This window comes from Laedolimicola ammoniilytica (assembly GCF_025567165.1).
Classification (GTDB): Bacteria; Bacillota; Clostridia; order Lachnospirales; family Lachnospiraceae; genus Laedolimicola; species Laedolimicola ammoniilytica.
On the sequence record NZ_JAOQKC010000029.1, the window covers coordinates 1 to 20839 of the forward strand.

25 protein-coding genes and 1 pseudogene are annotated in these 20839 nt (G+C 44.4%); 11 read left to right on the forward strand and 15 right to left on the reverse strand.

Annotated features, from left to right (window positions below; all coding sequences use genetic code 11):
- The 4 genes and pseudogenes from OCV63_RS15555 to OCV63_RS17695 all read left to right on the forward strand — a co-directional run.
- Nucleotides 1-462: pseudogene (locus tag OCV63_RS15555) on the forward strand (IS256 family transposase); the annotation flags it as partial.
- A 529-nt stretch (nt 463-991) separates the two neighbouring features.
- Nucleotides 992-1156, forward strand: a complete 165-nt coding sequence (gene rd / locus OCV63_RS15560; RefSeq protein WP_005608410.1) for a rubredoxin — start codon at nt 992-994, stop codon at nt 1154-1156.
- Between the two features lie 76 nt (nt 1157-1232).
- Nucleotides 1233-1667, forward strand: coding sequence for a bacteriohemerythrin (locus tag OCV63_RS15565; protein WP_118579835.1), 435 nt, complete (start codon nt 1233-1235; stop codon nt 1665-1667).
- 185 nt (nt 1668-1852) lie between these two features.
- Nucleotides 1853-2035: a CatA-like O-acetyltransferase gene (locus OCV63_RS17695; protein WP_262670917.1), complete on the forward strand. Its 183-nt coding sequence runs from the start codon at nt 1853-1855 to the stop codon at nt 2033-2035.
- A gap of 461 nt (nt 2036-2496) precedes the next feature.
- On the opposite strand, the gene OCV63_RS15575 is transcribed toward OCV63_RS17695, so the two are convergent.
- A complete protein-coding gene (locus OCV63_RS15575; RefSeq protein ID WP_158365199.1) occupies nt 2497-3384 on the reverse strand; it encodes a helix-turn-helix transcriptional regulator in 888 nt (295 codons plus the stop codon).
- Nucleotides 3385-3954: 570 nt separating this feature from the next.
- Between OCV63_RS15575 and OCV63_RS15580 the strand changes: the two genes are divergently transcribed.
- Nucleotides 3955-4323, forward strand: coding sequence for a DUF2500 domain-containing protein (locus OCV63_RS15580; protein ID WP_158365200.1), 369 nt, complete (start codon nt 3955-3957; stop codon nt 4321-4323).
- 102 nt (nt 4324-4425) lie between these two features.
- Here OCV63_RS15580 and OCV63_RS15585 read toward each other — a convergent pair whose 3' ends face one another.
- Complete coding sequence (locus tag OCV63_RS15585) at nt 4426-4779, reverse strand: cupin domain-containing protein (RefSeq protein WP_158365201.1); 354 nt, start codon at nt 4777-4779, stop codon at nt 4426-4428.
- 142 nt (nt 4780-4921) lie between these two features.
- Between OCV63_RS15585 and OCV63_RS15590 the strand changes: the two genes are divergently transcribed.
- The 5 genes from OCV63_RS15590 to OCV63_RS15610 all read left to right on the forward strand — a co-directional run bounded on the left by OCV63_RS15590 (nt 4922) and on the right by OCV63_RS15610 (nt 7945).
- On the forward strand, nt 4922-5254 hold the full coding sequence (locus OCV63_RS15590; RefSeq protein WP_008373705.1) for a winged helix-turn-helix transcriptional regulator: 333 nt from the start codon (nt 4922-4924) through the stop codon (nt 5252-5254).
- A 57-nt stretch (nt 5255-5311) separates the two neighbouring features.
- Nucleotides 5312-5416: an ACT domain-containing protein gene (locus tag OCV63_RS17700; protein ID WP_278769364.1), complete on the forward strand. Its 105-nt coding sequence runs from the start codon at nt 5312-5314 to the stop codon at nt 5414-5416.
- Between the two features lie 52 nt (nt 5417-5468).
- On the forward strand, nt 5469-5783 hold the full coding sequence (locus tag OCV63_RS15600; RefSeq protein WP_262670918.1) for a nitrilase-related carbon-nitrogen hydrolase: 315 nt from the start codon (nt 5469-5471) through the stop codon (nt 5781-5783).
- A gap of 21 nt (nt 5784-5804) precedes the next feature.
- Nucleotides 5805-6377 (forward strand): YczE/YyaS/YitT family protein, encoded by a 573-nt coding sequence (locus OCV63_RS15605; protein ID WP_158365202.1) that lies wholly within the window; start codon nt 5805-5807, stop codon nt 6375-6377.
- 224 nt (nt 6378-6601) lie between these two features.
- Nucleotides 6602-7945, forward strand: a complete 1344-nt coding sequence (locus tag OCV63_RS15610; RefSeq protein ID WP_158365203.1) for an MATE family efflux transporter — start codon at nt 6602-6604, stop codon at nt 7943-7945.
- A 531-nt stretch (nt 7946-8476) separates the two neighbouring features.
- On the opposite strand, the gene OCV63_RS15620 is transcribed toward OCV63_RS15610, so the two are convergent.
- The 8 genes from OCV63_RS15620 to OCV63_RS15655 form a co-directional block, all read right to left on the reverse strand.
- Nucleotides 8477-10159, reverse strand: a complete 1683-nt coding sequence (locus OCV63_RS15620; protein ID WP_158365204.1) for a recombinase family protein — start codon at nt 10157-10159, stop codon at nt 8477-8479.
- Nucleotides 10160-10277: 118 nt separating this feature from the next.
- Nucleotides 10278-10544, reverse strand: coding sequence for a DUF6870 family protein (locus OCV63_RS15625; RefSeq protein ID WP_014080197.1), 267 nt, complete (start codon nt 10542-10544; stop codon nt 10278-10280).
- 469 nt (nt 10545-11013) lie between these two features.
- Nucleotides 11014-11424 carry a sigma factor-like helix-turn-helix DNA-binding protein gene (locus OCV63_RS15630; protein ID WP_158365205.1) on the reverse strand — a complete coding sequence of 137 codons (411 nt, stop codon included), beginning with the start codon at nt 11422-11424 and terminating at the stop codon, nt 11014-11016.
- 445 nt (nt 11425-11869) lie between these two features.
- A complete protein-coding gene (locus OCV63_RS15635; RefSeq protein WP_158365206.1) occupies nt 11870-13678 on the reverse strand; it encodes an ABC transporter permease in 1809 nt (602 codons plus the stop codon).
- Complete coding sequence (locus tag OCV63_RS15640; protein ID WP_148872227.1) at nt 13675-14358, reverse strand: ABC transporter ATP-binding protein; 684 nt, start codon at nt 14356-14358, stop codon at nt 13675-13677. Before OCV63_RS15640 ends, OCV63_RS15635 begins: the two co-directional genes overlap by 4 nt.
- A 111-nt stretch (nt 14359-14469) precedes the next feature.
- Nucleotides 14470-15507, reverse strand: coding sequence for a sensor histidine kinase (locus OCV63_RS15645; RefSeq protein WP_148872228.1), 1038 nt, complete (start codon nt 15505-15507; stop codon nt 14470-14472).
- An 8-nt stretch (nt 15508-15515) separates the two neighbouring features.
- Complete coding sequence (locus OCV63_RS15650) at nt 15516-16202, reverse strand: response regulator transcription factor (RefSeq protein ID WP_158365207.1); 687 nt, start codon at nt 16200-16202, stop codon at nt 15516-15518.
- Nucleotides 16195-16383 (reverse strand): helix-turn-helix domain-containing protein, encoded by a 189-nt coding sequence (locus OCV63_RS15655; RefSeq protein WP_014080203.1) that lies wholly within the window; start codon nt 16381-16383, stop codon nt 16195-16197. The genes OCV63_RS15650 and OCV63_RS15655 overlap by 8 nt, the downstream gene beginning before the upstream one ends.
- Before the next feature lie 150 nt (nt 16384-16533).
- Here OCV63_RS15655 and OCV63_RS15660 point away from each other — a divergent pair, with 150 nt between their 5' ends.
- Complete coding sequence (locus OCV63_RS15660; RefSeq protein ID WP_158365208.1) at nt 16534-16893, forward strand: helix-turn-helix domain-containing protein; 360 nt, start codon at nt 16534-16536, stop codon at nt 16891-16893.
- Between the two features lie 201 nt (nt 16894-17094).
- On the opposite strand, the gene OCV63_RS15665 is transcribed toward OCV63_RS15660, so the two are convergent.
- The 5 genes from OCV63_RS15665 to OCV63_RS15685 all read right to left on the reverse strand — a co-directional run bounded on the left by OCV63_RS15665 (nt 17095) and on the right by OCV63_RS15685 (nt 20678).
- The gene (locus OCV63_RS15665) at nt 17095-18441 is read right to left on the reverse strand and encodes a relaxase/mobilization nuclease domain-containing protein (protein WP_262670920.1); all 1347 of its coding nucleotides are present in this window, start codon (nt 18439-18441) and stop codon (nt 17095-17097) included.
- A gap of 158 nt (nt 18442-18599) precedes the next feature.
- Nucleotides 18600-18947, reverse strand: coding sequence for a plasmid mobilization protein (locus OCV63_RS15670; protein ID WP_003020363.1), 348 nt, complete (start codon nt 18945-18947; stop codon nt 18600-18602).
- Nucleotides 18944-19108 (reverse strand): hypothetical protein, encoded by a 165-nt coding sequence (locus tag OCV63_RS15675; RefSeq protein ID WP_014080207.1) that lies wholly within the window; start codon nt 19106-19108, stop codon nt 18944-18946. Before OCV63_RS15675 ends, OCV63_RS15670 begins: the two co-directional genes overlap by 4 nt.
- A gap of 12 nt (nt 19109-19120) precedes the next feature.
- Nucleotides 19121-19705, reverse strand: a complete 585-nt coding sequence (locus OCV63_RS15680; protein ID WP_158365210.1) for a defense against restriction DarA-related protein — start codon at nt 19703-19705, stop codon at nt 19121-19123.
- Nucleotides 19706-19718: 13 nt separating this feature from the next.
- Nucleotides 19719-20678, reverse strand: coding sequence for a hypothetical protein (locus tag OCV63_RS15685; protein WP_158365211.1), 960 nt, complete (start codon nt 20676-20678; stop codon nt 19719-19721).
- Nucleotides 20679-20839: the final 161 nt, after the last annotated feature.

Here is a 20839-nt window from a genome sequence, read left to right on the forward strand (position 1 = left end):
CAAAAATTTCTGGAAGAGATGACGATTGATGAAAATGGTAAGAAAAGGCCTACACATGAGCGGCTACTGAAAGCAGAAAGAGAGCTGCTTAAGTTAATTAGAGAACGAACACTCTTTACATACCTTGATGAAGAATTGAAAGATGATTTTTCAGTACCATCTACGAATAATCGAATTGAAGGTAGCGTTAATTCGAGACTCAGAGAAATGTTGAGAAACCATAGAGGTCTGTCGATTGAAAGAAGAATAAAAGCGGTTTACTGGTGGTGCTACATGCACTCGCCAGAACCACTTCCATTATCTGAAATCGTAAAAGTGATGCCCACAGAGCAGAGCATAGCAGCTATATATCAGAGGATGAATGAGAAGAACCGATTGGAAAAGAGTCTCTCTATCTGGGGTGATGCAATTGTTTGGAGTGATTTGCATAAAATGGATAGAACGTTTGATGGCTGGGATTAGCCATCAACACGTTTTGTCCTATAACCCAAAATGGCTCTAATTTTTTTGCTATCGCTCTTTTTTTCTTGAAATTGCTTCTCCAAATACTCGTTTCGCAACTTCAATCTGGTGACGGTATCCAGCTCCTGATAGGTTTTCCTGGTTACCGGGAATGGAGAGTAGTCGGAGACTTTTTGCTTTTTCCAGATGTCAAACATTTCCTTGGGCGTAAAGTAGGATTCATAACTTTCCCGGCTCTCGTTTAAGGAAGCAAGGAATTGGCACATATCAGCATTATATGGGTAGTCTTTCTCATTCCCGTAAAACTTGATACTTGCATACAGTGTAGAACCAGTCTTTTTCGTAACATTTTAGTCAGATATTATTGAATTTAAAATACACAAAATAAAAATAATAACAATTACTGTTATTGACAAAATAGAAAGTATCATGTATAATACAGACATACATAAAAAAACAACAAAATATTGAAAAATTCAGTAGGAATCTATTAACAAAATGAATCAACATTGAAAAGGAGAAAATAACTATGAAAAAATATGAATGTGAACCATGTGGCTATATTTATGATCCGGCAGTAGGCGATCCAGACGGAGGTATCGCTCCAGGAACTGCATTTGAGGATATTCCAGATGACTGGGTATGCCCGATCTGTGGATTAGGAAAAGATGTTTTTGTTCCTGTAGAAGACTAAGCAGAAAATGCAGGTGTGGAACTGACAGACACAAAAAATCCCAAGAGAACATATAAAAAGAAGTGGAGACCAGATTATGACTTACGATTTAAATATTACCTTTGATGACAATTTAGTAACAGGAAATGAAACAATTGATACCCAGCATAAAGAATTGATCGACCGTATCCAGAACTTTGTAACTGCCTGTCAAAATGGCGACAGCAAAGTAAAAGCAATCAAAATGCTGGATTATCTGGATGAATATACTGACTTCCATTTCAAAGAAGAGGAAAAGCTTCAGGAAAAATCCGGTTATCCAGAGCGTGAAAACCATCATGAAAAACATGAAGAGTTTAAAAAGACAATTCAGGAACTGCATGAATACCTTCAGGATTATGAAGGACCAACTGATCGGTTCAGTGAACTTGTACAGAAGAATGTGATTGACTGGCTGTTTGGACACATTAAAACATATGACCGCTCTGTAGCAGAATTTATCTTTATGAGAGAAAATCCAAAACGATACTAAAATAAAACAGGGAAGGTGTTCCCTCAGAGAATTCAGACAAAAGGGTGAATATTCCTATGATGGATAACCTTAGAGAATACTGTGTCAATGCTAAGAAGATTACAAATAAACAAGAACCCTATTTCACAGGCCCACTTGGGAATGATATTTTCCAATGTTCCCCTAGCTGCGAATAAAATATGTACATGTTTCTCATACAAATTCAGCTAAAAAATAATATCACACCTTTATTTGACTGGGGAAAGTATTGGGAAAAAGATGTAAGGATAATGGTGCCTATATCTGTACAGACTCATTACTCATTTATTGATGGAATTCATATTGGTGAGTTTGTAGATTCATTAGAAAAATATTTTGCAAGTTTTTAACAATCAAGTTCCAGTTTGTAAGTGTAATCAGCCCCTTTCCGGTGCCAAAACGGTGCTAAAAACTCAGGCAAATAAAAATACCAGCTATTAAAATAGCGAAAAACACTGATTTTAACCACAAAAAGCACGGTGAATACCGCAAAAGACACGATTCCGATGCCGTGAGGGTGGCCGTACAGTAGGATCTGGACGCGTTGCTACAATCGTCGAGTAATCTACGCGAAAGCAATGAGATAAGCGCCGAATAGGCGATGAAAAACAGCCCCTTGTGCTTGCACAAAAAGGGCTGTTTTTTATTGAATATGCGGGCATTAAACGAATGACGCGACCGAGGAAATGCATGGCATTTTCGAGGTTTGGCGCTTGTCTGAATCAAGGCTTCTGGGGAATTCTCCGGAAGCCTTTTTGTATCCATATGTGTGAAAATAGAGCTGAGCGGTGCCAAAATTTGTTTTCATTGTTTAACCTCTTTCTTTGCCCGTATAGATAACAAGTTCACTTTTTATACCATTCAGCTCAATGATATTTTCAGAATCCGATGTATCAAACCGATCTGTCTGTTGTCCATTTTTCTCATAAAAAATGTTTGTTCCAATTCCTTTTGTAACTGCTGTAAATACACTGTTTTCAGGAATATGGATTCTTGATGTTGCTGATATCTGGTTGATATCAACTTCACCATTTAATGAATTGCATAATACTTCCATGTCAAGATTACAGTTTATTTCGACTGTACCAGAAACATCATCTAAGGTAACGTGCGATGTCTTTACATCTAGCTCGATACTGTCACATTTAAGGGAGTGAATTTCCACAGTTTCCGTATTAACAGCACATTCAATCTGACCAATATATGGAGAAGGAATCTGTACAAAGATGCTGACAGCCTCTTTAGCAGTTGCTTCCGTAACGCCATTCATCCGTTTTACATCTACATCAATTCGCTTTCTGATGTCATCTATTTTGATTTTAAAATCATTCTGTAGTGTGGGGAGCGTATCAGATACCAGACGGATCCGAATTTTCTCACCTTTGTATCCGCATAATACGAATCGCTTTGCTCCACCGAATTTCATATCATAGCGCTTGGGTTCATCAATATCATATTCTGTTACGCTTTCAAAGAGATGCTCTGAATTCTTTTGAGATGCTTTTTCATTAGAAAGCAATTCATCAATAGAAATATCAAACAATGATGAAATGGACTTAATATTTTCAAGGTCGGGAATACCGGTGTCTGTTTCCCATTTTGTGACAGCCTGTCTTGATACACCGAGCTTTTCTGCTAATTGTTCCTGTGACATACTTGCTTGTTTGCGTAAGGATTTTAACTTTTCTGCAAATGTCATGTTTTGTGACCTCCTCTGTAAATGATAATTCTTATAACAATTTAATTCATCATAAAGCAATGGTGATGATTAATTTTAGTATAGAAAAGAGCAATTTTTACTACAAGCAAGCAGGGATTGCATTTCAACTATTTCTGCTACTTTGCGTGGCATTTCCGATTTTTCTATGATTTCATGGTAAATATATATTAACACACTCTTTATAATGGCAGGACATATGTTTTTCATATGGAGAAAAATCTTATGAAAAAACTACTATTATTTTGTGTTATACTATTTTATATGATTTTCTTGGTTTCTGTTGTCGCTACGGTCGGCGCAAAGCGGACATCCACCGGATGTCCTGCACCCTTGTATTTGCCCTTATCAGAGTTCGTAAACACTGGTGGGGCGATATAACACAAGGGAAACAATAAGGGAAAGCTCACCTGTGACAAATTCAGTGTTTTCAATGGTTTGCGGAGAACTTGATAACAAAATATAACAGTTAAATTTCTTAAAACGGGTGAAATCTCAATCGGAATTTGTGGAACTGGAAACTTGGATTATATGAGGAGAGGTGAATAGAGGATGTTTGATCCGATGAGTATTATAGTTCCAATCGTGTTTATTATTGTGATTGGTATTATTATTTTTTCTTTGGGACAGGGATTTGTTACGTGGAATAAGAATAATCAGTCACCTAAATTAACTGTGTCAGCTATTATTGTTGCGAAGAGAGAAAACATTACACATCATCAATATGCAAATGCAGGTGATGTGAGTGGAGCACATGGATTCTATACTACAACAAATACGATGTATTATGTGACATTTCAGATGGAAAGCGGAGATAGAATGGAGTTTCAGGTGTCTGGAATAGAATATGGAATGCTTGCAGAAGGAGATACAGGAGAACTGACTTTTCAAGGAACGAGATATTTGGCGTTTGAACGATAACTTCTTGTTTGAAAAATTGAGAAAACGTAATATTGAACAAAAAAGAAATGCACAGTTCTTAGCTTATCGTGAACGGTGCATTTTGTAAATAAATACTTTTAATTAGCCGATTACAGCATCCTCTGCTGTAAAATGTTCCAGAGAATTTTCTTTTACCTGAATGCAGATATAAGTAATTCCAGAAATATCGGATGCAAAAAACTGACGCTTTGCAGCAGGTGCGATTTTTAGCCAGTCTCCAGTTGAAAGGCTGATTTCTTCTCCATCAATTATGGCTTTGCCGTTACCTGAAAGAATTCCATAGATTTCTTCGTTTTCTTTATGAGAATGAATAAATGGGACATTTGCTCCTGCAGGTAGTTCGTTTAAACTGATTTCTGCACCTGTTAAAGACAACTTTTCATGCAGCTCAATTCGGTTTTCCTTTCCAATAGTTGTTTTTGTGTAATTTACCATGATAATACCTCCATAGTTAATTTGTAGTTTCCGATTGCTTGGTATTAGTATAGTGTAAGGCACATACAAAAACAAGTACGCACCTTTTTGTAACTGTACACTCAAAAATGAATGTGTTACAATAGACTCGGAGGTGAGAATTATGCGAGCAAAAGAAGAATTACCGGAATGCCCAGTTGCAACAGCAGTATCTCTTATCGGAGGAAAATGGAAACTGCTGATTTTGCGTAACTTGAAAGAGCGCCCATGGAGATTCAATGAGCTACAACGAAGTATAGATGGTATTTCACAAAAGGTTTTGACAGATAGTTTAAGACAAATGATGAGTGATGGGCTGGCATATCGCCACGATTACCATGAGCAGCCACCGAGAGTTGAATACGGCTTAACGGAACTCGGAACAAAAATGCTTCCAATTGTTAATTCACTTGCTGACTTTGGTAACTACTATAAATCAATTATTGAACAGAATTAAGGACGTTAGTATTTGAAAAGCTTGAACAATTTCAGTTTTTGAAACTGAGAAATCGGAATTTTTGCGGTATCTACATTCAACACAGATTATATTTTAGTGAAAGATGCGGATTTTGAAAAATCATTAGCTGTATTATTAAATGCCGGATATACAGTGATATAGATTTCAGATGATTTAAACCTAAAGAAAATCATACGAGGAGTGAATTATTAGCATGAAAGTTCAGCATATTGCAATCGAAGGAAAATGTTTCTTTATCAACGCTGATATGATTATCAGACGCAGTTCATACCCTTCTGATCTGCAGGAGTATAATATCGTATCTGAACTTCCAGGACTTGTGTGCAGAGGAGGAAGCTGCATTATTGATCCATATGGGCATTATTTGACAAAACCTGTCTGGGATAAAGAAACTATCATTTACGCAGAACTTGATATGAATTTGCCTGCCGCCTGCAAAATGGAGCATGATGCAATCGGACATTATGCCCGTCCGGATGTACTTGAATTAAAAGTCAATGAAAAATAACAATAAAAAACACTAAAGAAATTGGCAATCCTTGTAATAGGTTCTATAATTGCGGCTTATGGAATTACACTTGCACTGTATGCTGGATTTGGCGGAGCTACGCTTGCGGTGCTGTGGCAGGGGATTGCAAGAACATTTCACATAAGCATTGGCACAGCATCTTTTGTTGTAGCATTGGGAATGATTTTGTTTGCGCTCATTTATGATAAAAATCAGATTCATATAGGAACTGTGTTGTACCAGATTGTATACAGTACCTGTGTAGATTTGTTTGCTAACTGCCATATTTACAGTACCTATAAGTGGATCAATTTTTTAATTATGTTGTTAGGAGTGGTTTTGTTTGCTGTCGGAACAGGACTATATGCGTCGGCATCCCTTGGTAGAGGCTCCTATGAGGCAGTCACTTTTGCTTTAGCAGAAAAAAATCACTGGCAGATTAAATTTGTCCGAATGGCATTGGATATTTTGGTTGTTGTTACAGGTGTTTTGTTTGGCGGAAAGTTTGGTGTATGCACGCTTATTACAGTTATCATTTCAGGCCCAATTATCCAATTTGTTAATGCGAAAGCAAAACAAGTTTTAAAGATATGATAGTAAAGAAACTTACAACTTAGAATTTGACAAAGGAGTGTGATTATATGGGTAAAGCGATTTTGGCAGCAATCGTTACATTGATTGTTGGTTATTTATAGCAATTCAACTTTTTAATGCAACAGCGGTGAATTGCATATCGCAAAGATGCCGTTTGAATGTTGCACTAATTTCTTGACTTGCGATAAAATTTGCGATAAACGATTTTGGGAAGGAATATAATCATGTCGAAAGATGAATATTTAATCACAGATCCACCCCTTAAAGCGCTGACTGTTTTTGCGATGCCGATGATCCTTGGCAGCTTTTTTCAACAAGTATACAATATGGCCGATTCCATAATAGTTGGTCAATTTGTTGGATCCTCGGCACTTGCGGCTGTTGGTGCTTGTGCTGCACTGACCAATGTTTTTATTTGTGTGGCGCTTGGTGCTGGTGTGGGCGCAGGTGTGCTTGTAAGCCGCTATTTTGGTGCAAAAAATTATGGTAAAATGAAAACCATTGTGTCAACGTCCCTGATCAGCTTTTTGATCTTAAGCGTTGTCCTTGGTGTCTTTGGCTTTTGCTTTTCCCATTTCATGATGAGCGGATTACAGACCCCTGCCGATATATTGGAAGAAGCAGTATTGTATCTGCGTGTCTACTTTGTGGGGTTCCCGTTTCTATTCATGTACAACATTCTTTCCACCATGTTCACTTCCATCGGTGAATCCAAAATTCCGTTGGGACTGCTGATATTCTCATCTATCCTGAATATTTTTATGGATCTCTGGATGGTGGCTGGTCTTGGTCTGGGGGTGTTTGGTGTAGCCCTTGCGACCTTGATCGCACAAGGAATTTCTGCCGTGTTTTCGTTTTTGATCTTTCTGTCTCGGATGCGGCAATACAAGAGCTCCTTTAGCAGGTTCGACCGGCAGGAGCTGTATTCCATGCTTCGCATTGCGGTACCATCGGTTTTGCAGCAGTCCACAGTGTCTATCGGTATGATGATCGTGCAGGCAGTGGTAAATCCCTTCGGCACACAGGCACTTGCCGGGTATGCGGCAACGATGCGGGTAGAAAATGTTTTTTCGCTGATCTTCGTATCCATCGGCAATGCAGTTTCGCCGTTTGTATCCCAGAATCTTGGCGCAAAGAAAATTGAGCGTATCAAAAAAGGCTACCATGTTGCACTGGTGCTGGATCTGTGCTTTGCGGCCATTGCGTTTGTGACCATTGAAGCGCTGCATACGCAGATCTCCTCACTGTTCTTAGGAAAAGACGGAACGGCGTTTGCCTATCAGGTGTCTGGTGATTATATGAGGTGGATTGGTTACTTTTTCATCTTCATGGGTATCAAGATGGCAACCGATGGAGTTCTTCGCGGACTTGGAATCATGCGGCCGTTTCTTATTGCAAATATGGTAAACCTTGCAATCCGCTTGTCTGTTGCTTTGATTTGTGCACCGCGTTTTGGCATTGCTTTTGTTTGGCTTGCAGTCCCGGCAGGTTGGCTTGCAAACTTCCTTATTTCCTATGCGGCGCTCAGAAGATCGTGGCCAGAGGATAAAGCAGCGGTATCTCAATGATTTTATACAGCGTAGAGGTGCTTTGTTCTGACGGGTTCCACTTACAGAGAATGTGACGCGAAAAAAATTCGCCGGTGTTCCGTGTGATGATAAAAATAGACCCCGGCAAGTGATATGTACCCCCAATACTGGACACTCAGTATTGGGGGGATTTTTATGAAATACAGTTATGAGTACAAAAAGCAATGCGTGGAATTGTATCGACAAGGGAAATGGCCAGAAACACCAGTGGGAGAAAAGCAGAAAAATTTTCACAAGACGATACGGAAGATATACTCACTGCTTTTATTATCTCTGTTTTGGCGGGTGTAGTTTGCCACTACATTTGCAAATGGTTGGACGGAGATAACGAGTAAAGGCAACCAGCCTAAGGATTAAGCCACCTTGCCCAAACGGAATAAAAATCCCCAGTAGCTGCAACTACTGGGGATTTTGTTGCCCTTACGGACTACTCACTACTTTTTGCCTATGCATATAATATGATTAGCGCCTATTAGGAAAACACACTGTCAAAGGGGTTTGTAGCGGGGGTTAGCCCGCTACTGCGGTATCTTCCGTAGTGTTAATTTCAATGTACTCTGCAATCTTGTGGAGCTCGTCAGCAAATTTGAATTTCACGCTGATATTGCCGTTTTCATAGACCTTGATATAGTCCACAAGCTCAACCAAGATTTCACGGTTGAGGGCTTCAATGTTCTGATACTTCATAAAGGCTACCAGTGCAGGATGCTCATTGTCCACACCGTTTGCCAGTTCTGCGCGTTCAGCGTTCAGCCGGGTAAGCACCGCGGAAATATCAGAAGTCTGCCGTTCATAGTCAGCCTTCATATCCCGGTATTCCTGCTGGGTGATTTCACCGTCTTTCCAGTCCTGATAAAGAGATTGCTTGTAGCGTGTTATCTTTATCAGTTCCCGCTCTTTTGCAGCTATCAGATCGTCCAGTCGGTAAGACTGGCTTTTTTTGATTGGAGCGGAATTGATCTGCGTTACGATTTCTGAGTAGGAAACAGCTAAATGTACCTGATGCTGTACGGCGAACAGAACAGCAGCCTCCAGCCGTTCATGCTTGATTGAGTGCATGGTGCAGGCTGTCCGGGAACGGTTCTTGTAGGTTGAGCAAGAATAATATACATTGTTGTTCTTGCTAACGCATCGGGTAATGGCCCGCCCGCAATCGGCACATTTCAGAAAGCCGCTGAATAAATGTACCTCACGGCCTTTCGGGGAAGTACGGGTATCACGCTGTAAGAGAGCCTGTACCTTATCGAAAGTTTCATAGTCGATAATGGCCTCATGTGTTCCAGCCACTTCCACCCATTCCTCGCGGGGAACAGCTTCAATCTGGTGTACCTTGTAGCTTTTCACCCGGCTCCGGCCTTGGGCTAAGTCCCCGGTGTAGGTCGGATTGGTAAGAATGGAGTGGATCATGCGGGCTCCCCACATAGGATCGTCATACCCTCTTGTCGAAACAGGCAAGCCCTTTTGTACCTTGTAAGCCGAGGGGCTCGGTACGCCGTGTTCGTTCAGGTACAACGCGATAGCACGTTTTGATGACCCTTGAATAAGCATTGTGAAAATGAGTTTGACATTTTCAGCAGCATCGGGATCAACAATCAGTCTGTGCTTGTCCTTTGGGTGCTTTACATAGCCGTAAGGAGCAAATGCTCCGATATACTGGCCGTTGCGCCGCTTGTAATCAAATACCTGCCGGATCTTTTTGGAAGTCTGATAGCAGTAATTATCGTTCATCACGTTTGTAATGGGAACGATGATATTTGAAACGCTGTCGGGGTTCTTGTAGCTGTCCACATTCTCAGCAAGGCTGATAAAGCGAACACCCATTTGAACAAACAGGTTATCGATCAAACTTCCGGCATCGCTATAATTTCGTGCGAAGCGGGACAGGTCTTTTACTATAACGCAGTTGATTTTACCACTCATGACATCCGCCAAGAGCCGTTGAAAATCTTCACGGTTGGCGTCCGTTCCAGTATGACCATCATCCACATATTCCGTGATGCTTTCAAACTCGTCAATGTTGCATCGGTAAAAATCGTTCAGTAGGTCACGCTGGTTCTTTACGCTGTTGCTATCGTCTTTTCCTTTTTTCAAATCTTCCTTTGAAAGCCGGATATAGATGCCCAGCCGCCAGCGGCGGATTGTGTAAGAGGGAGAGAAACTCTGCTGATACCCTCTGTTTTTTGCTCGTGCCATTGTTCCTCCTTCCCTATCACATTACACTTATATTATAACTCTGTCCGGGGAGGACAACAAGGATGCCTCCGCTTCGGGACACTTTGTCTCGAAGAAGCAAAACGAGCTGTAACCGAAGTTACAGCCCGCTTCTTTGCCGCAGCAGGAAATCCGTCAGCTTATCTTGGAGAGATGGCCCGCTTTCAGCAAATTCAATTTTCACGCCAACACCACCGATGCAAAAGCAGTATGGATTTTTGACAGTCTGCAAAAATCGAGTGATGCGCTCCTTTCGGGAAAGCGCATTGTCAAAGGTCATACCGCTCACATCAGGCAGGGACTCGGCAGCCACCGCGCCAATGTCAACGCTTCTCATTTGTTCAAGTTCCTGTGTAGTTAATTTCACGGTAAACCTCCTTCGCAGATTGATAGAACGCCTCCCTCTGTTTGGTAGGGAAACGCAACAGGCCAGCACCACTGGGATGCTGGCCTGTTGCCTTACTCCACCTTGGGACACTTTGTCTCGAGGTTTATTATAGTTTTTGAATATTAGAGAGCGCCGCACATATTTACTTGGCCTGTCCAAAGACAATCTTTATTTTCTGTGCGGCGCTCTCAACGCAAGTAAAGCGACACGCCCGGAGGAACAGGCAGCCAACCTGTTCAGCGCCGGATCATGGCCTTGGGATGGCCGGGCTCATTTACGATGTTGGTGTTGTTCGCTCAATCTCTTTTTGGAAATGTCACCGCGCACCCACCGTCTGGCTCCCCGAACTTACTCAGGGTTGCCGTTATTCCCTTGCGTTAGGAAGAAAACCTCCTCTCATAAACCGAGACATTTTTTCATCAATTCCAAGTGGGTTAAGATGAAAAAATCAAAAAGTTTTTTTCATGCGTTCAAGGCCACGCTTGATCGACTGGCGAATAGACTCCTCATGTACGCCCTCGGCCTCGGCAATTTCCTTAATCGACTTGCCAAGAATGATATGTGCGTCAATTCTGCGGCCCTGAATCTCCGGCAGAGAATTGAGAGCGTTCCACAGACGAAGAAAGGTTTCCATTCGTTCAAGGAGCTCCTGCGAGGTCGGCTCATGCAGGCAAGCGGAATATTCAATCCCGTCATCGCAGTCCAAAGAATACTGCGCCTTGTGCCGGGAGAGCCGCCGCTGGTAGGCCATTTCATAGCGGGCATCGGCCTTGAATACCTCGGCCACCTCGTCAGAAACTTCGATAAGCTGATCCTGCGTGTACCAATAATAAAAATCTTTCAGATTGATAGTAGTCATCGTAAAATCCTCCATTTCAGTTTGTTCGGGGTTGGTCGGAAACGAAATGGAGTAACGGCGGAGAACGGCACCGCACCTCGGGACACTTTGTCTCGAAGTCTGGAAAGCAAAATGCGCCTGCGCGACACAAAGCCGCACAAGCGCATGAAAATATATTATCGGTTATGTACTGTTTAATTTCACATTCAAAGCCGGACTGCTCCGATGGAGGGGCTACGCTTTTTTTAGCTGGTGCAGATCATGGATACTGCGAAACAAAAAGAAGGACACGGTAAATTAACCTCCAATCGGCTACCGTGTCCCTGCAAGTCGTCATAGGTTTGTGTAAACGCAAAGAAACGGCGGCTCTGAAAATCAAAGCCGCCGTTTCATAGGCGCGTGAAAATGTGTCTGCTCTGCGACGGCTTTTTTCTTTTGCCGTCGCGCGGCAGATTAACATATGAAACTATAATTCATTGATGGTTGCAGTAATCGACATATTGCGAATTCGTTTTGCCGGAGCATATACAGCTGCGATTGCCGCAATCGAGACAAACAGAAGAATAACGCCCAAAGAGATAATTGGGAACTGCCACACAGCAGATGGAAAATGCCCTGCAATAAGGAAATCATACAGCGATTTGCTAAGCGGCAAGCCAATAGCACAACCAACAACGCACCCCAAAACAGCATAGGTGAATGCTTCACAAGCAATCATTTTCGTCATTTGCCGTTCATCCATTCCTACTGCCCGCATAGCTCCATATTGCTTCATTCTGGCAGACACACTCATGGAAATGCTATTGACAATGTTCATTACCGTTACCAGTGCAATAATTGCCAAAAACGCATAAACACAGAAAACAAAAGCCAGATAAGTTCCCGTAGTGCGCTCGTCGCGTTTGTCTCGAAAGCTATATGTTTGATCTACGGAATTCTGGATTGCCTGAACATTTTCGTCCGTAACATCTCCCGTTGTTTGTATCAGCACAAGAGAATAACCTTCCTCTCCTGTCAAACGGACAAATGTTTCATCAGAGGTAATCAATGTGAGCTTTCCATTTGTCAATCCATTCTCACTAAATGGGTCGTTTTTTAACAGTCCGGCTATGGTAAGGGTTTCATCCCCAATCTGAACAGTGTCACCGATTTTCCATGTGCTGTCCTGATCGGATGTTGCCAAAACAAAATTGCTGTCCCCAAAAACTTTGGACAGATCACTCCCCCTTTTCAAAGCACTGTCTTTTTTCAGACATTGTAAATCAAAATCATCATAAGAAATCATGTCGGTTGTACCGGAAAATCCGGTATCGCTATTTAATCTGGCAGGAACATCAAACGCGCTACGCCGCCCGTAAACCTCTCTCACTCCATCCATTGCACGGATGGATGTAAGCAATTCCCGAGGAATCGCATTACCGTCATCACTTGCAATATCAATATCTGATGTGGCAGCTGACTGAGGTATCAAATAATCCACAAAATCGATCATAACGGAAAAACTCAAAAATAAGATGATACTAAGTGCAAAAGAACCTGTCATCAGAAATAAATTTTTCTTCCCGGAGACCGCATGGTCGATACCGAGAAGCGCTTCAATCTTTCCGAATCCTGTATACTGGCAATGATGCATTGTTTTTCCGTGGTCTGCATTTCCAGACACCGCTGTGATAGGAGATACTTTCGCGGCATGTTTCGCCGGAGCATTTGCGGCGATCAGTACAGTAATCAGTCCAACAAAGATACCGCAGACAATGCCAAAAATACTGATACCAAAGAGGGGAATATCAGAAAATTCTTCTCTGACCACAAAGCGTAGTACCGCACATAGCCCCCATGTTGTAACAACCCCTAAAATAAGACCGATGGGTACAGCCGTTTTGCACCAGTTCAATGCCTCCAGACGAACAAACCGAATAATCTGCTGCTTACTCATACCAATGCAACGCATCATTCCAAAAAATTTAGTTCTCTGGGCAACGCTACTGTTCATACTGCTGGAAATCATCAAAACGCCTGCAATCAAAATCAGCAGGAACAGAACAACCGCAACAGAAAGAAGGGTTTGCCCCATGGAACTGCCGAGCAAGTCTCCAATAGAGAAACTTCCATGCTTACCAACCAATCGGGCCTGTTCCATCCGAAAATCCATTTCTGCCATACTGAATACTGCTGTTACCATAAACACAGCAAATACAATGCAAAGCAGCGTCATACGATTTTGTCGGCGGTGAACTTTAGCGGAGATGGGAATAAGACTAAGATAGCTTTTCATTCACGGCACCTCCCAAAATCAGTCAAAGTGCCATCCGATACCTGTAATACCCGGTCTGCCGTTTGCGCAATACCGCGGTTGTGGGTAATCATAATGATGGTCTGCTCGTATTTTTTCGATGTTTCTTTGAGCAATGCTATGACCTCACTGCTGTTTTGTGAATCCAAATTTCCTGTTGGCTCGTCTGCCAGAATCAGAGAAGGACGGGTAATCAATGCGCGGCCAATCGCCACTCTCTGCTGCTGGCCGCCGGATAACTGGCTCGGCAAATGGTTACGGCGTTCTTTCAGATTAAGAACAGTAAGCAGTTCTTCCAGATATTTTTTGTCCGGCTTCTGATAGTCAAGCAGTACAGGAAAAATAATATTTTGCTCTACCGTAAGCTCTGGCACAAGGTTGAACGCCTGAAAAATAAATCCGATATTTCTGCGACGGAAGACGGTCAACTTCTTGTCGTTCATAGAAAAAATATCCTTGCCGTCAATCAATACCTTACCCGACGTAGGCGTGTCCAATGCGCCGATCATATTCAGCAACGTACTTTTACCAGAACCGGATTCTCCAACGATTGCCACATATTCTCCTTTGGGAACAGAAAAACTAACATCTTTCAAAGCCTTGACTGTGGTTTCTCCGCTGCCATAGGTTTTACAAATATTTTTGACTTCTAATAAGTTCATCGTGCAAACACCTCTTTCTCAATGATTTTGCTGTCGTAAACGGGTAAACTTTCGTTCCTGTCTACGATGGAAAGAATAGCACCCTAATATTACTGTAGCCCTACAACCAGCCTACAATTTTGTAGGAATTGGGAAGTTCATTATAAAACTCGTTCCAATTCCTAATTCACTTTCCACTTCTATTAGGCCTCCATGAGCTTCGATAATCGCTTTTGCCAACGGCAGGCCAAGCCCGATCCCCTGTGTATCCTTTGAAAAACGGCTGCGATAAAACCTTTTGAAGATATGGTGTAAATCTTCTGGATGAATTCCGCACCCGTTATCCTTTATTGTGATTTGAACAGCGGAGGGTAGTGCCGTCCATTTGATGTAAATGGTATCGCCCTTTCCTGTATGGTCAAGTGCATTTTTTACAATATTGCCAATCGCTTCGCCCAACCAATCACGGTCACAGAAAAGAGAAATATCATCTGCACCAGATAATACGATTTCTTTCTGTTCCTGCTTGGCACGATATGCAAAGTGTAGCTCCAAATCCTGCATCATATCCGCTACATTTTCTATTTCCTTTTCAAATGCAATAGAACCAGCGTCCAACTTTGTGATTTTGAGAAGGTTTTGCACCAGCACTTCAATACGGTCCAACTCCTGCTCGGACAGATTAGCAAATTCTTTCACAGAGGACACTTCTATATCCTCGTCCTGAAGCAGTCCGTTATAAATGTTCAGAGCTGCCAGTGGTGTTTTCAGTTGGTGTGAAATGTCGGAGATTGTATTTTTCAAAAACTCTTTCTCTCGCAACTCGTTATCTGCATGGGCATTTAACACTGCCGCTAAAGAATTGATGGAATGAAACAGACGGTACAATTCGCCCTCATTGTCACATTCAATACGGGCATTGCGATCACCATCAAGATACGCATTGATTTGTAATATCGCCTGCTCCATGATCTGATTTTGCCGATTAAAATATACAAAGCAGACTGCCCATACAGCACCGCCAGCCAATAGAAAAAGGATTAGCAATAACAGAGAAAGTCGGCGATATGACAGCCACAGAAAAACCTCGGCTAAGAGAAATGTAACCCCAAAAACCAGTGAAAGCGAAAGAAATAGATTTTTGATTTCTTTATTTGCCAGTATCTTCATTCTGCACCTCACCCGATAATATTCCATTTATATCCCATACCTCGAACAGTCAGGAGCATTTGTGGTTCACTTGGATTATCCTCGATCTTCATACGAAGCCGACGCATATAGACCGTAAGGGTACTACTGTCGATATAATTCCCGTCGCAATCCCATAGCTTATCTAAAATTTGTCCCTTTGTCAGCACCATGCTTGGGTTTCGCATAAACAAGCACAGTAGCTTGTATTCCGCGGCAGTCAAATCCAACAGCACCCCATTTTTGAAAACCTGTCCTTGCAGCAAAAGAACCTTGATGCCATTCGACTGCAATTCTGTGTCTGCTGCTTGAAAAGAATTTGCACGTCGAAGTAAGGCGTTAATCCTTGAAACGAGAACCCCCAGTTTGAACGGTTTTGTGATATAGTCATCACCTCCAATATCCAGCCCCATAATAATACTTGTTTCCTCATCCGAAGCCGTCAGAAAAATAATTGGCACCTTTGATGTAAGTCGAACTCTTTTGCAAAAGTCAAAGCCAGACCCATCTGGCAGAGATATGTCCAACACCAACAAATCATATTTTCCGTCTGTCCACAATTTCTCCGCTTCTTTGAGCGTTCTGGCGATATTTAATTCAAATCTCTGCTTTTTGAAAGCAAAAGAAAGCCCGTTGATCAGGCTTAGATCATCTTCAAGAAGTAATATATTACTCATACTTTTCTGCCTTTCCTTGTTTTGTTCGACCATCAATCGGCTTTTCCGCATCCTTTGGAATTAGCCAGATAGTTGCCATCTTTACAGCGCCGGGGATACGCCCAGCAGCGCAATAGTAATTTACTCTACGAGGTGTCACGCCCCATTTTTCGGCGGCCTCTTTTAGTGTCATATAATCCATTCTGCACCTCCATAGAGTATATTATAGTTCTTCGACTCGAACAATACAAGTTTGGGAAGAAAAGAATATGAAATTAAATAGTCAGTAGTATGAAATACACAATCGTTCAAATAATATCACATGAAATGTAAAATCATATCAGGTGATGTTATGAAGATAGAACGAGATGAAAGACGCTTTGATTTTCACGATATAGGGCTCGCCATCAAGCGTGCAAGAGAAGCCAGCGGCATGACACAGGAGCAACTGGCCTATATTGTTGACCGCGCTCCGCGTACCATTATGTATAACGAAAATGACGGCCAGCATCCAAGCCTCAACACCTTTTATCAGATGGTCACAATGTTTGATATATCGGTGGATCACTACTTTTACCCGTCCCAAAATAGCGGGAGCGAGTGCAGAAAGCGGATTGATGCCATGTTGAACGCCTTGGACGAAAGAGAATTGAAAATCGTTGAAGCTACAATCCAAGCAATGAAAGCATCGAAAGAAACGGAGGAAACGTAAAAGAAAGCGTAACCTCCGTTTTTTGCGCCATGTTGCGGGTTGCGCGTTTTGGCAAGCAATTCGGGTGTGGCCACACTCCGAAATTTTTGCAGGGCGCAGGGCCCGCAAAAATGCTTGTTGGGGAGCTCCCCAAACCCGCTGTACTTCGGGACAAATTGTCCCAAAGTCCCGGTGCGCTGCACCGTAGTCTGCGGCCCGTCACTATCGTTCCTGGGCCTTATTTTCACGCTCGTCTGTTATGCCGAGCAGATGATCAATGTTCGCTTTTACCGCCACGGCCTCCCGCATTTGCCGCTGGGCTTCCCGGTATTCTGCATAAAGCTCTTTCTTTTGTCCCGCCAGCTCACGGCGGGATTTTTTTAGTATTTCAATCTTAGGGAGTTTTGCGCCGTTCAGTATGGTGTTCATAGTATCCTTTGCCGCCCGGTAAGTGGCAAGCTCCGCTTCGTGCTGGGCCAGATACTTTTTGCTGTACCGCGCAGCTTTGTATCCATCAAACACCGGGCGAGTCTTGGCATAGTCCACCGTGGCAGCCATCAGCTCCGAGGTTTTGGAAAGAGCCTCCTCCGTTGTGCGGAGCTCGTCAGACAGCTTGTGAAAGTGATCCACCGCAGCCTCGGTGCTGGCCGTCAGTGCCGCATAGTCTGTCAGATGATGCTCCTGCAAATACTGGAGCGCGGCGGCCATTTGTTTTAGGTTGTAGACCTTGGCCCATCGTTCATAGGCCGGGCCCTTGCCTTGGGCCATACGCTCTTGAATGTCGATGATGAGATTAACTCGCCGTGGCGGAACCGTGGGCTCCTCGGGCAGTTCGGGGAGTGGACGTTCCCCGGCAATTACCGCCTTGATGTCCTCCGGGTCAAATCCAACTCCAAGTGTAGAAGCCCGGAGCCGGGTCGGTTTTTCCTGCCCGGGTGCAAGGAATGAGATGACACCGCCCCGCCCATGTTTCACCGCAAAGCCGGACTCCTCCATGAGACGAAGAAAGTCGGCAAAGTCCGTGGGCTTTTTCTCCAAAGCGGCGAGAACAGCCAGCCGCACCCGCTGCTTGGCAGAGGGTGGCTTTTCTCCGATCCACTGTCCATAGTGGAGAAAACGACCCTTGCTGTGCTGGCACGGATTTTGGATAACAGACAATTCATGTTCGATGCACACGCGGTCAGAGAGCCGCCGCAGGGCAAAGGACGAACCAATGAAATTATGAAATTTCCGGGAGCGGTCAAAGGCCGTCGCATTGAAATAAATGTGATTGTGGATATGGGCCTTGTCGGTATGCGTACAGACGAAGAACTGATACTTTCCCTTTGTCCAGCGCATCGCCGTTTCATAGCCGATACGGTTTGCTTCTTCCGCCGTAACCTCCCCGGGCAGGAACGCCTGCCGGATCTGAAAGAACAGGGCCCCGCGAGACACGGCCCGGCCTGTCTCTGCAAGGCATTGACTTTTTACCAGAAGAAACTCGGCGGGAGCCGTGTTCGGATCGCAGAGATAGGAAGATACGGCTCCCAGCTTTTCCGGGTTCAGGCCATAGGTGAAACGATCCTCCATCGTTTGAATTGCACTTTTTCCCGCCGCTGTTTTATAAGGGCGGATGTAGGTGGTCACCGTAAAAATCCCTCCTTCCGGCAAACAGTATTTTTACTTTGGGACACTTTGTCCCGAAGTAGAAAAAGCCGGGGAGCGGTATCAACCACTCCCCGGATGGATCAGAGCTCTACCAGCGCGGAGAGCTGTTTCAAGAGATCAGACAGCGGCCCCCACAAAGCGGCATAGTCCCGCTGTAAGGCTGCGAGTTCTTCGGGATAAATTGCGCCGTAGGTGTTGGCCTGAATTGCCACTTGGTTCAGATTGTTGGAGCAGCGCCGCTGGAGCGAAACCAGCTCACGAACAGGCGAAAGGTCAACATGAAGCACATACCCACTCAGGGCCATTTTCCGCATATAGGCTCCCATATTACGGATGCCAGCCTCCGCCATACGTTCTTGAATCAGGGCCTGCTCCGCCTCCGACACCATCACATGAAGATGGATCGGACGGCGGCGCTTTTTTGTCATCGCTCCTCACGCTCCCGGCTGCGGCAGGCGCGGGGCGGCTCCTTTACCTTATCCAGCGGCTTTTCCTGTTCGTCTGCCGGAACAGGGTGCGGCAAATGAAATTCACGGTGCAGGCGCAGCACCTCCAGTACAGACAATTCCTGTTCACGTTTCTTTTCCATATACGCACCTCCTTATCTATCGCCACGGTCAGGCTGCCTCCGTTGGGGAGCCGGAGCCTCCGAGCCGCGATCTGCCTCCGCCAACTTTGCCGCATTTTTCATCTGCTCGGCAATCGGACGGGGCCTGTCGGGATTATCAGGCGCAGGACGCAGCTCATAGTCGGATGCCTGTTTTTCCGTTAGCGGGCGGGTATAGGTAAGATAGCCCCAAGTCAGGAACGAGCCATTTTCCACCGGGATGCGCTGATCGTAATTGAAGATTTCATCCGGCTTGTTATAAGGCGGCTTCGGGAATGTCCCGATGTCCACAGGCCGCTGGGTCGAATAATACTTGTAAAGACCGGGAGCCTCGGTCTGCCTGATCCCGACGTTATAAATACGCTGATAGTCCTGCACCCGGTCTGTGAAATCCTGTTCCATCGCGGTGCGGTCATTTCCATAGTGACCCCATTCATACTGCCGCTGGCCGTCCTTGTCATCATAGCAGGCCCATGTGACATAGCGGGATGGCGCGGTGTGATGTTCGCCCAATGCAAATCCTCGTCCATTTTCCAGCATGACCGCCTTCAAAATGGCGTAGCCTTGATTTTTGTCCATAGTACACCTCCCATCATCGAGACATTTCTTTGTTTTCTCTTTTCACAAACGGCTGGAGCTGATAGGGGCTTGTACCGTCCTCGGGCCGCAGAAAGTCTATCCGGGCCGCAGCACGGATGGCGTTCTGGTTAAGCTGCCGCTGCCATGCCCCTTGGCTGGGAGCCCACTTAAAGCCGTTGCTTTTCAGTTCCTGCCGCTGATTGGCATCGGGCTTTTCCTCAAAAATAAGCTGCAAACGATTTTCAGCCTCGTTGATCTTTGCCTCGCCTCCGGGGAATGTCCAGCCTGCAAACTCGGAGCGGCTGCTCAGTTCCTCAATGCGCTGGCGCACACGGCGGATGTTGGCGTTGTTGTTGGAAAGCAGATAGGCGGGGTATGGCTTGCTTTTGTCCAAGTGCCATGACTGCGCCATATCTGCTTTGAGCTTTTCGGCCTGCTCCGGCGTAAGCTCCGGGCAGCCGTCCAGCGTTTTGTGTTTCCGAAAATACGCATTGACCGCCTTCATGGTGGCCTGCAGGGACTCCAGCCCCTCCAGCTTTTTTGTCAGCTTTTCCACGGCCAGATCGTCATCCGCGCTGATCCCACCCATTCCAACAGAGCGGATTTTATCAAGCAGCTTTGAAATCTCCGCATACTCTCCATAGTTGCGATCCCGGGCGGCGTTCTGCTTGTGCTTTTTTGTCACAGGAAAGTTGCCGCCCCCGGAGATCAGAATAGAGGGCACCCGGGCATCAATCACATTGCGTTCATTCAGATTTTCAGCAAGTTTCCGGGCATAGCGATCCACCAGAGCGTCAATCTTATCGTGGTACATGGGATCGACACGGGCTTTCTGGCGTTCCGCCGCTGCATACGCTTCATCGACCATTGCCCGGTAGCCCGCCGTAGCGGAGCCCGGCTGATAGTCAGAAAAGCTGTTCATATCTTTTGCCCGCTTTGCGGCTTCTTCATTGATCGGATAATATTTCGGCATAGTACCTCCTTCCACAAAAGCCGGAACTTTGGGACAATTTGTCCCAAAGCTCCGGCAGCTAAAATGTTGACAGCATCTCACGGAAACAGGGGCGGACGTAGAAACATACGCCTCCCGCAGAAAAGGGCCTTAAAAAGCCTTGTCACAGGCGGGTTTGGGGT

Bases quoted from the DNA above. Each gene is read 5' to 3' on its own strand.
- rd (WP_005608410.1), top strand. From the start codon at position 992: ATGAAAAAATATGAATGTGAACCATGTGGCTATATTTATGATCCGGCA.
- OCV63_RS15565 (WP_118579835.1), top strand. From the start codon at position 1,233: ATGACTTACGATTTAAATATTACCTTTGATGACAATTTAGTAACAGGA.
- OCV63_RS17695 (WP_262670917.1), top strand. From the start codon at position 1,853: ATGTTTCTCATACAAATTCAGCTAAAAAATAATATCACACCTTTATTT.
- OCV63_RS15575 (WP_158365199.1), bottom strand. From the start codon at position 3,384: ATGACATTTGCAGAAAAGTTAAAATCCTTACGCAAACAAGCAAGTATG.
- OCV63_RS15580 (WP_158365200.1), top strand. From the start codon at position 3,955: ATGTTTGATCCGATGAGTATTATAGTTCCAATCGTGTTTATTATTGTG.
- OCV63_RS15585 (WP_158365201.1), bottom strand. From the start codon at position 4,779: ATGGTAAATTACACAAAAACAACTATTGGAAAGGAAAACCGAATTGAG.
- OCV63_RS15590 (WP_008373705.1), top strand. From the start codon at position 4,922: ATGCGAGCAAAAGAAGAATTACCGGAATGCCCAGTTGCAACAGCAGTA.
- OCV63_RS15600 (WP_262670918.1), top strand. From the start codon at position 5,469: ATGAAAGTTCAGCATATTGCAATCGAAGGAAAATGTTTCTTTATCAAC.
- OCV63_RS15610 (WP_158365203.1), top strand. From the start codon at position 6,602: ATGTCGAAAGATGAATATTTAATCACAGATCCACCCCTTAAAGCGCTG.
- OCV63_RS15620 (WP_158365204.1), bottom strand. From the start codon at position 10,159: ATGGCACGAGCAAAAAACAGAGGGTATCAGCAGAGTTTCTCTCCCTCT.
- OCV63_RS15630 (WP_158365205.1), bottom strand. From the start codon at position 11,424: ATGACTACTATCAATCTGAAAGATTTTTATTATTGGTACACGCAGGAT.
- OCV63_RS15635 (WP_158365206.1), bottom strand. From the start codon at position 13,678: ATGAAAAGCTATCTTAGTCTTATTCCCATCTCCGCTAAAGTTCACCGC.
- OCV63_RS15640 (WP_148872227.1), bottom strand. From the start codon at position 14,358: ATGAACTTATTAGAAGTCAAAAATATTTGTAAAACCTATGGCAGCGGA.
- OCV63_RS15645 (WP_148872228.1), bottom strand. From the start codon at position 15,507: ATGAAGATACTGGCAAATAAAGAAATCAAAAATCTATTTCTTTCGCTT.
- OCV63_RS15650 (WP_158365207.1), bottom strand. From the start codon at position 16,202: ATGAGTAATATATTACTTCTTGAAGATGATCTAAGCCTGATCAACGGG.
- OCV63_RS15655 (WP_014080203.1), bottom strand. From the start codon at position 16,383: ATGGATTATATGACACTAAAAGAGGCCGCCGAAAAATGGGGCGTGACA.
- OCV63_RS15660 (WP_158365208.1), top strand. From the start codon at position 16,534: ATGAAGATAGAACGAGATGAAAGACGCTTTGATTTTCACGATATAGGG.
- OCV63_RS15665 (WP_262670920.1), bottom strand. From the start codon at position 18,441: ATGGAGGATCGTTTCACCTATGGCCTGAACCCGGAAAAGCTGGGAGCC.
- OCV63_RS15670 (WP_003020363.1), bottom strand. From the start codon at position 18,947: ATGACAAAAAAGCGCCGCCGTCCGATCCATCTTCATGTGATGGTGTCG.
- OCV63_RS15675 (WP_014080207.1), bottom strand. From the start codon at position 19,108: ATGGAAAAGAAACGTGAACAGGAATTGTCTGTACTGGAGGTGCTGCGC.
- OCV63_RS15680 (WP_158365210.1), bottom strand. From the start codon at position 19,705: ATGGACAAAAATCAAGGCTACGCCATTTTGAAGGCGGTCATGCTGGAA.
- OCV63_RS15685 (WP_158365211.1), bottom strand. From the start codon at position 20,678: ATGCCGAAATATTATCCGATCAATGAAGAAGCCGCAAAGCGGGCAAAA.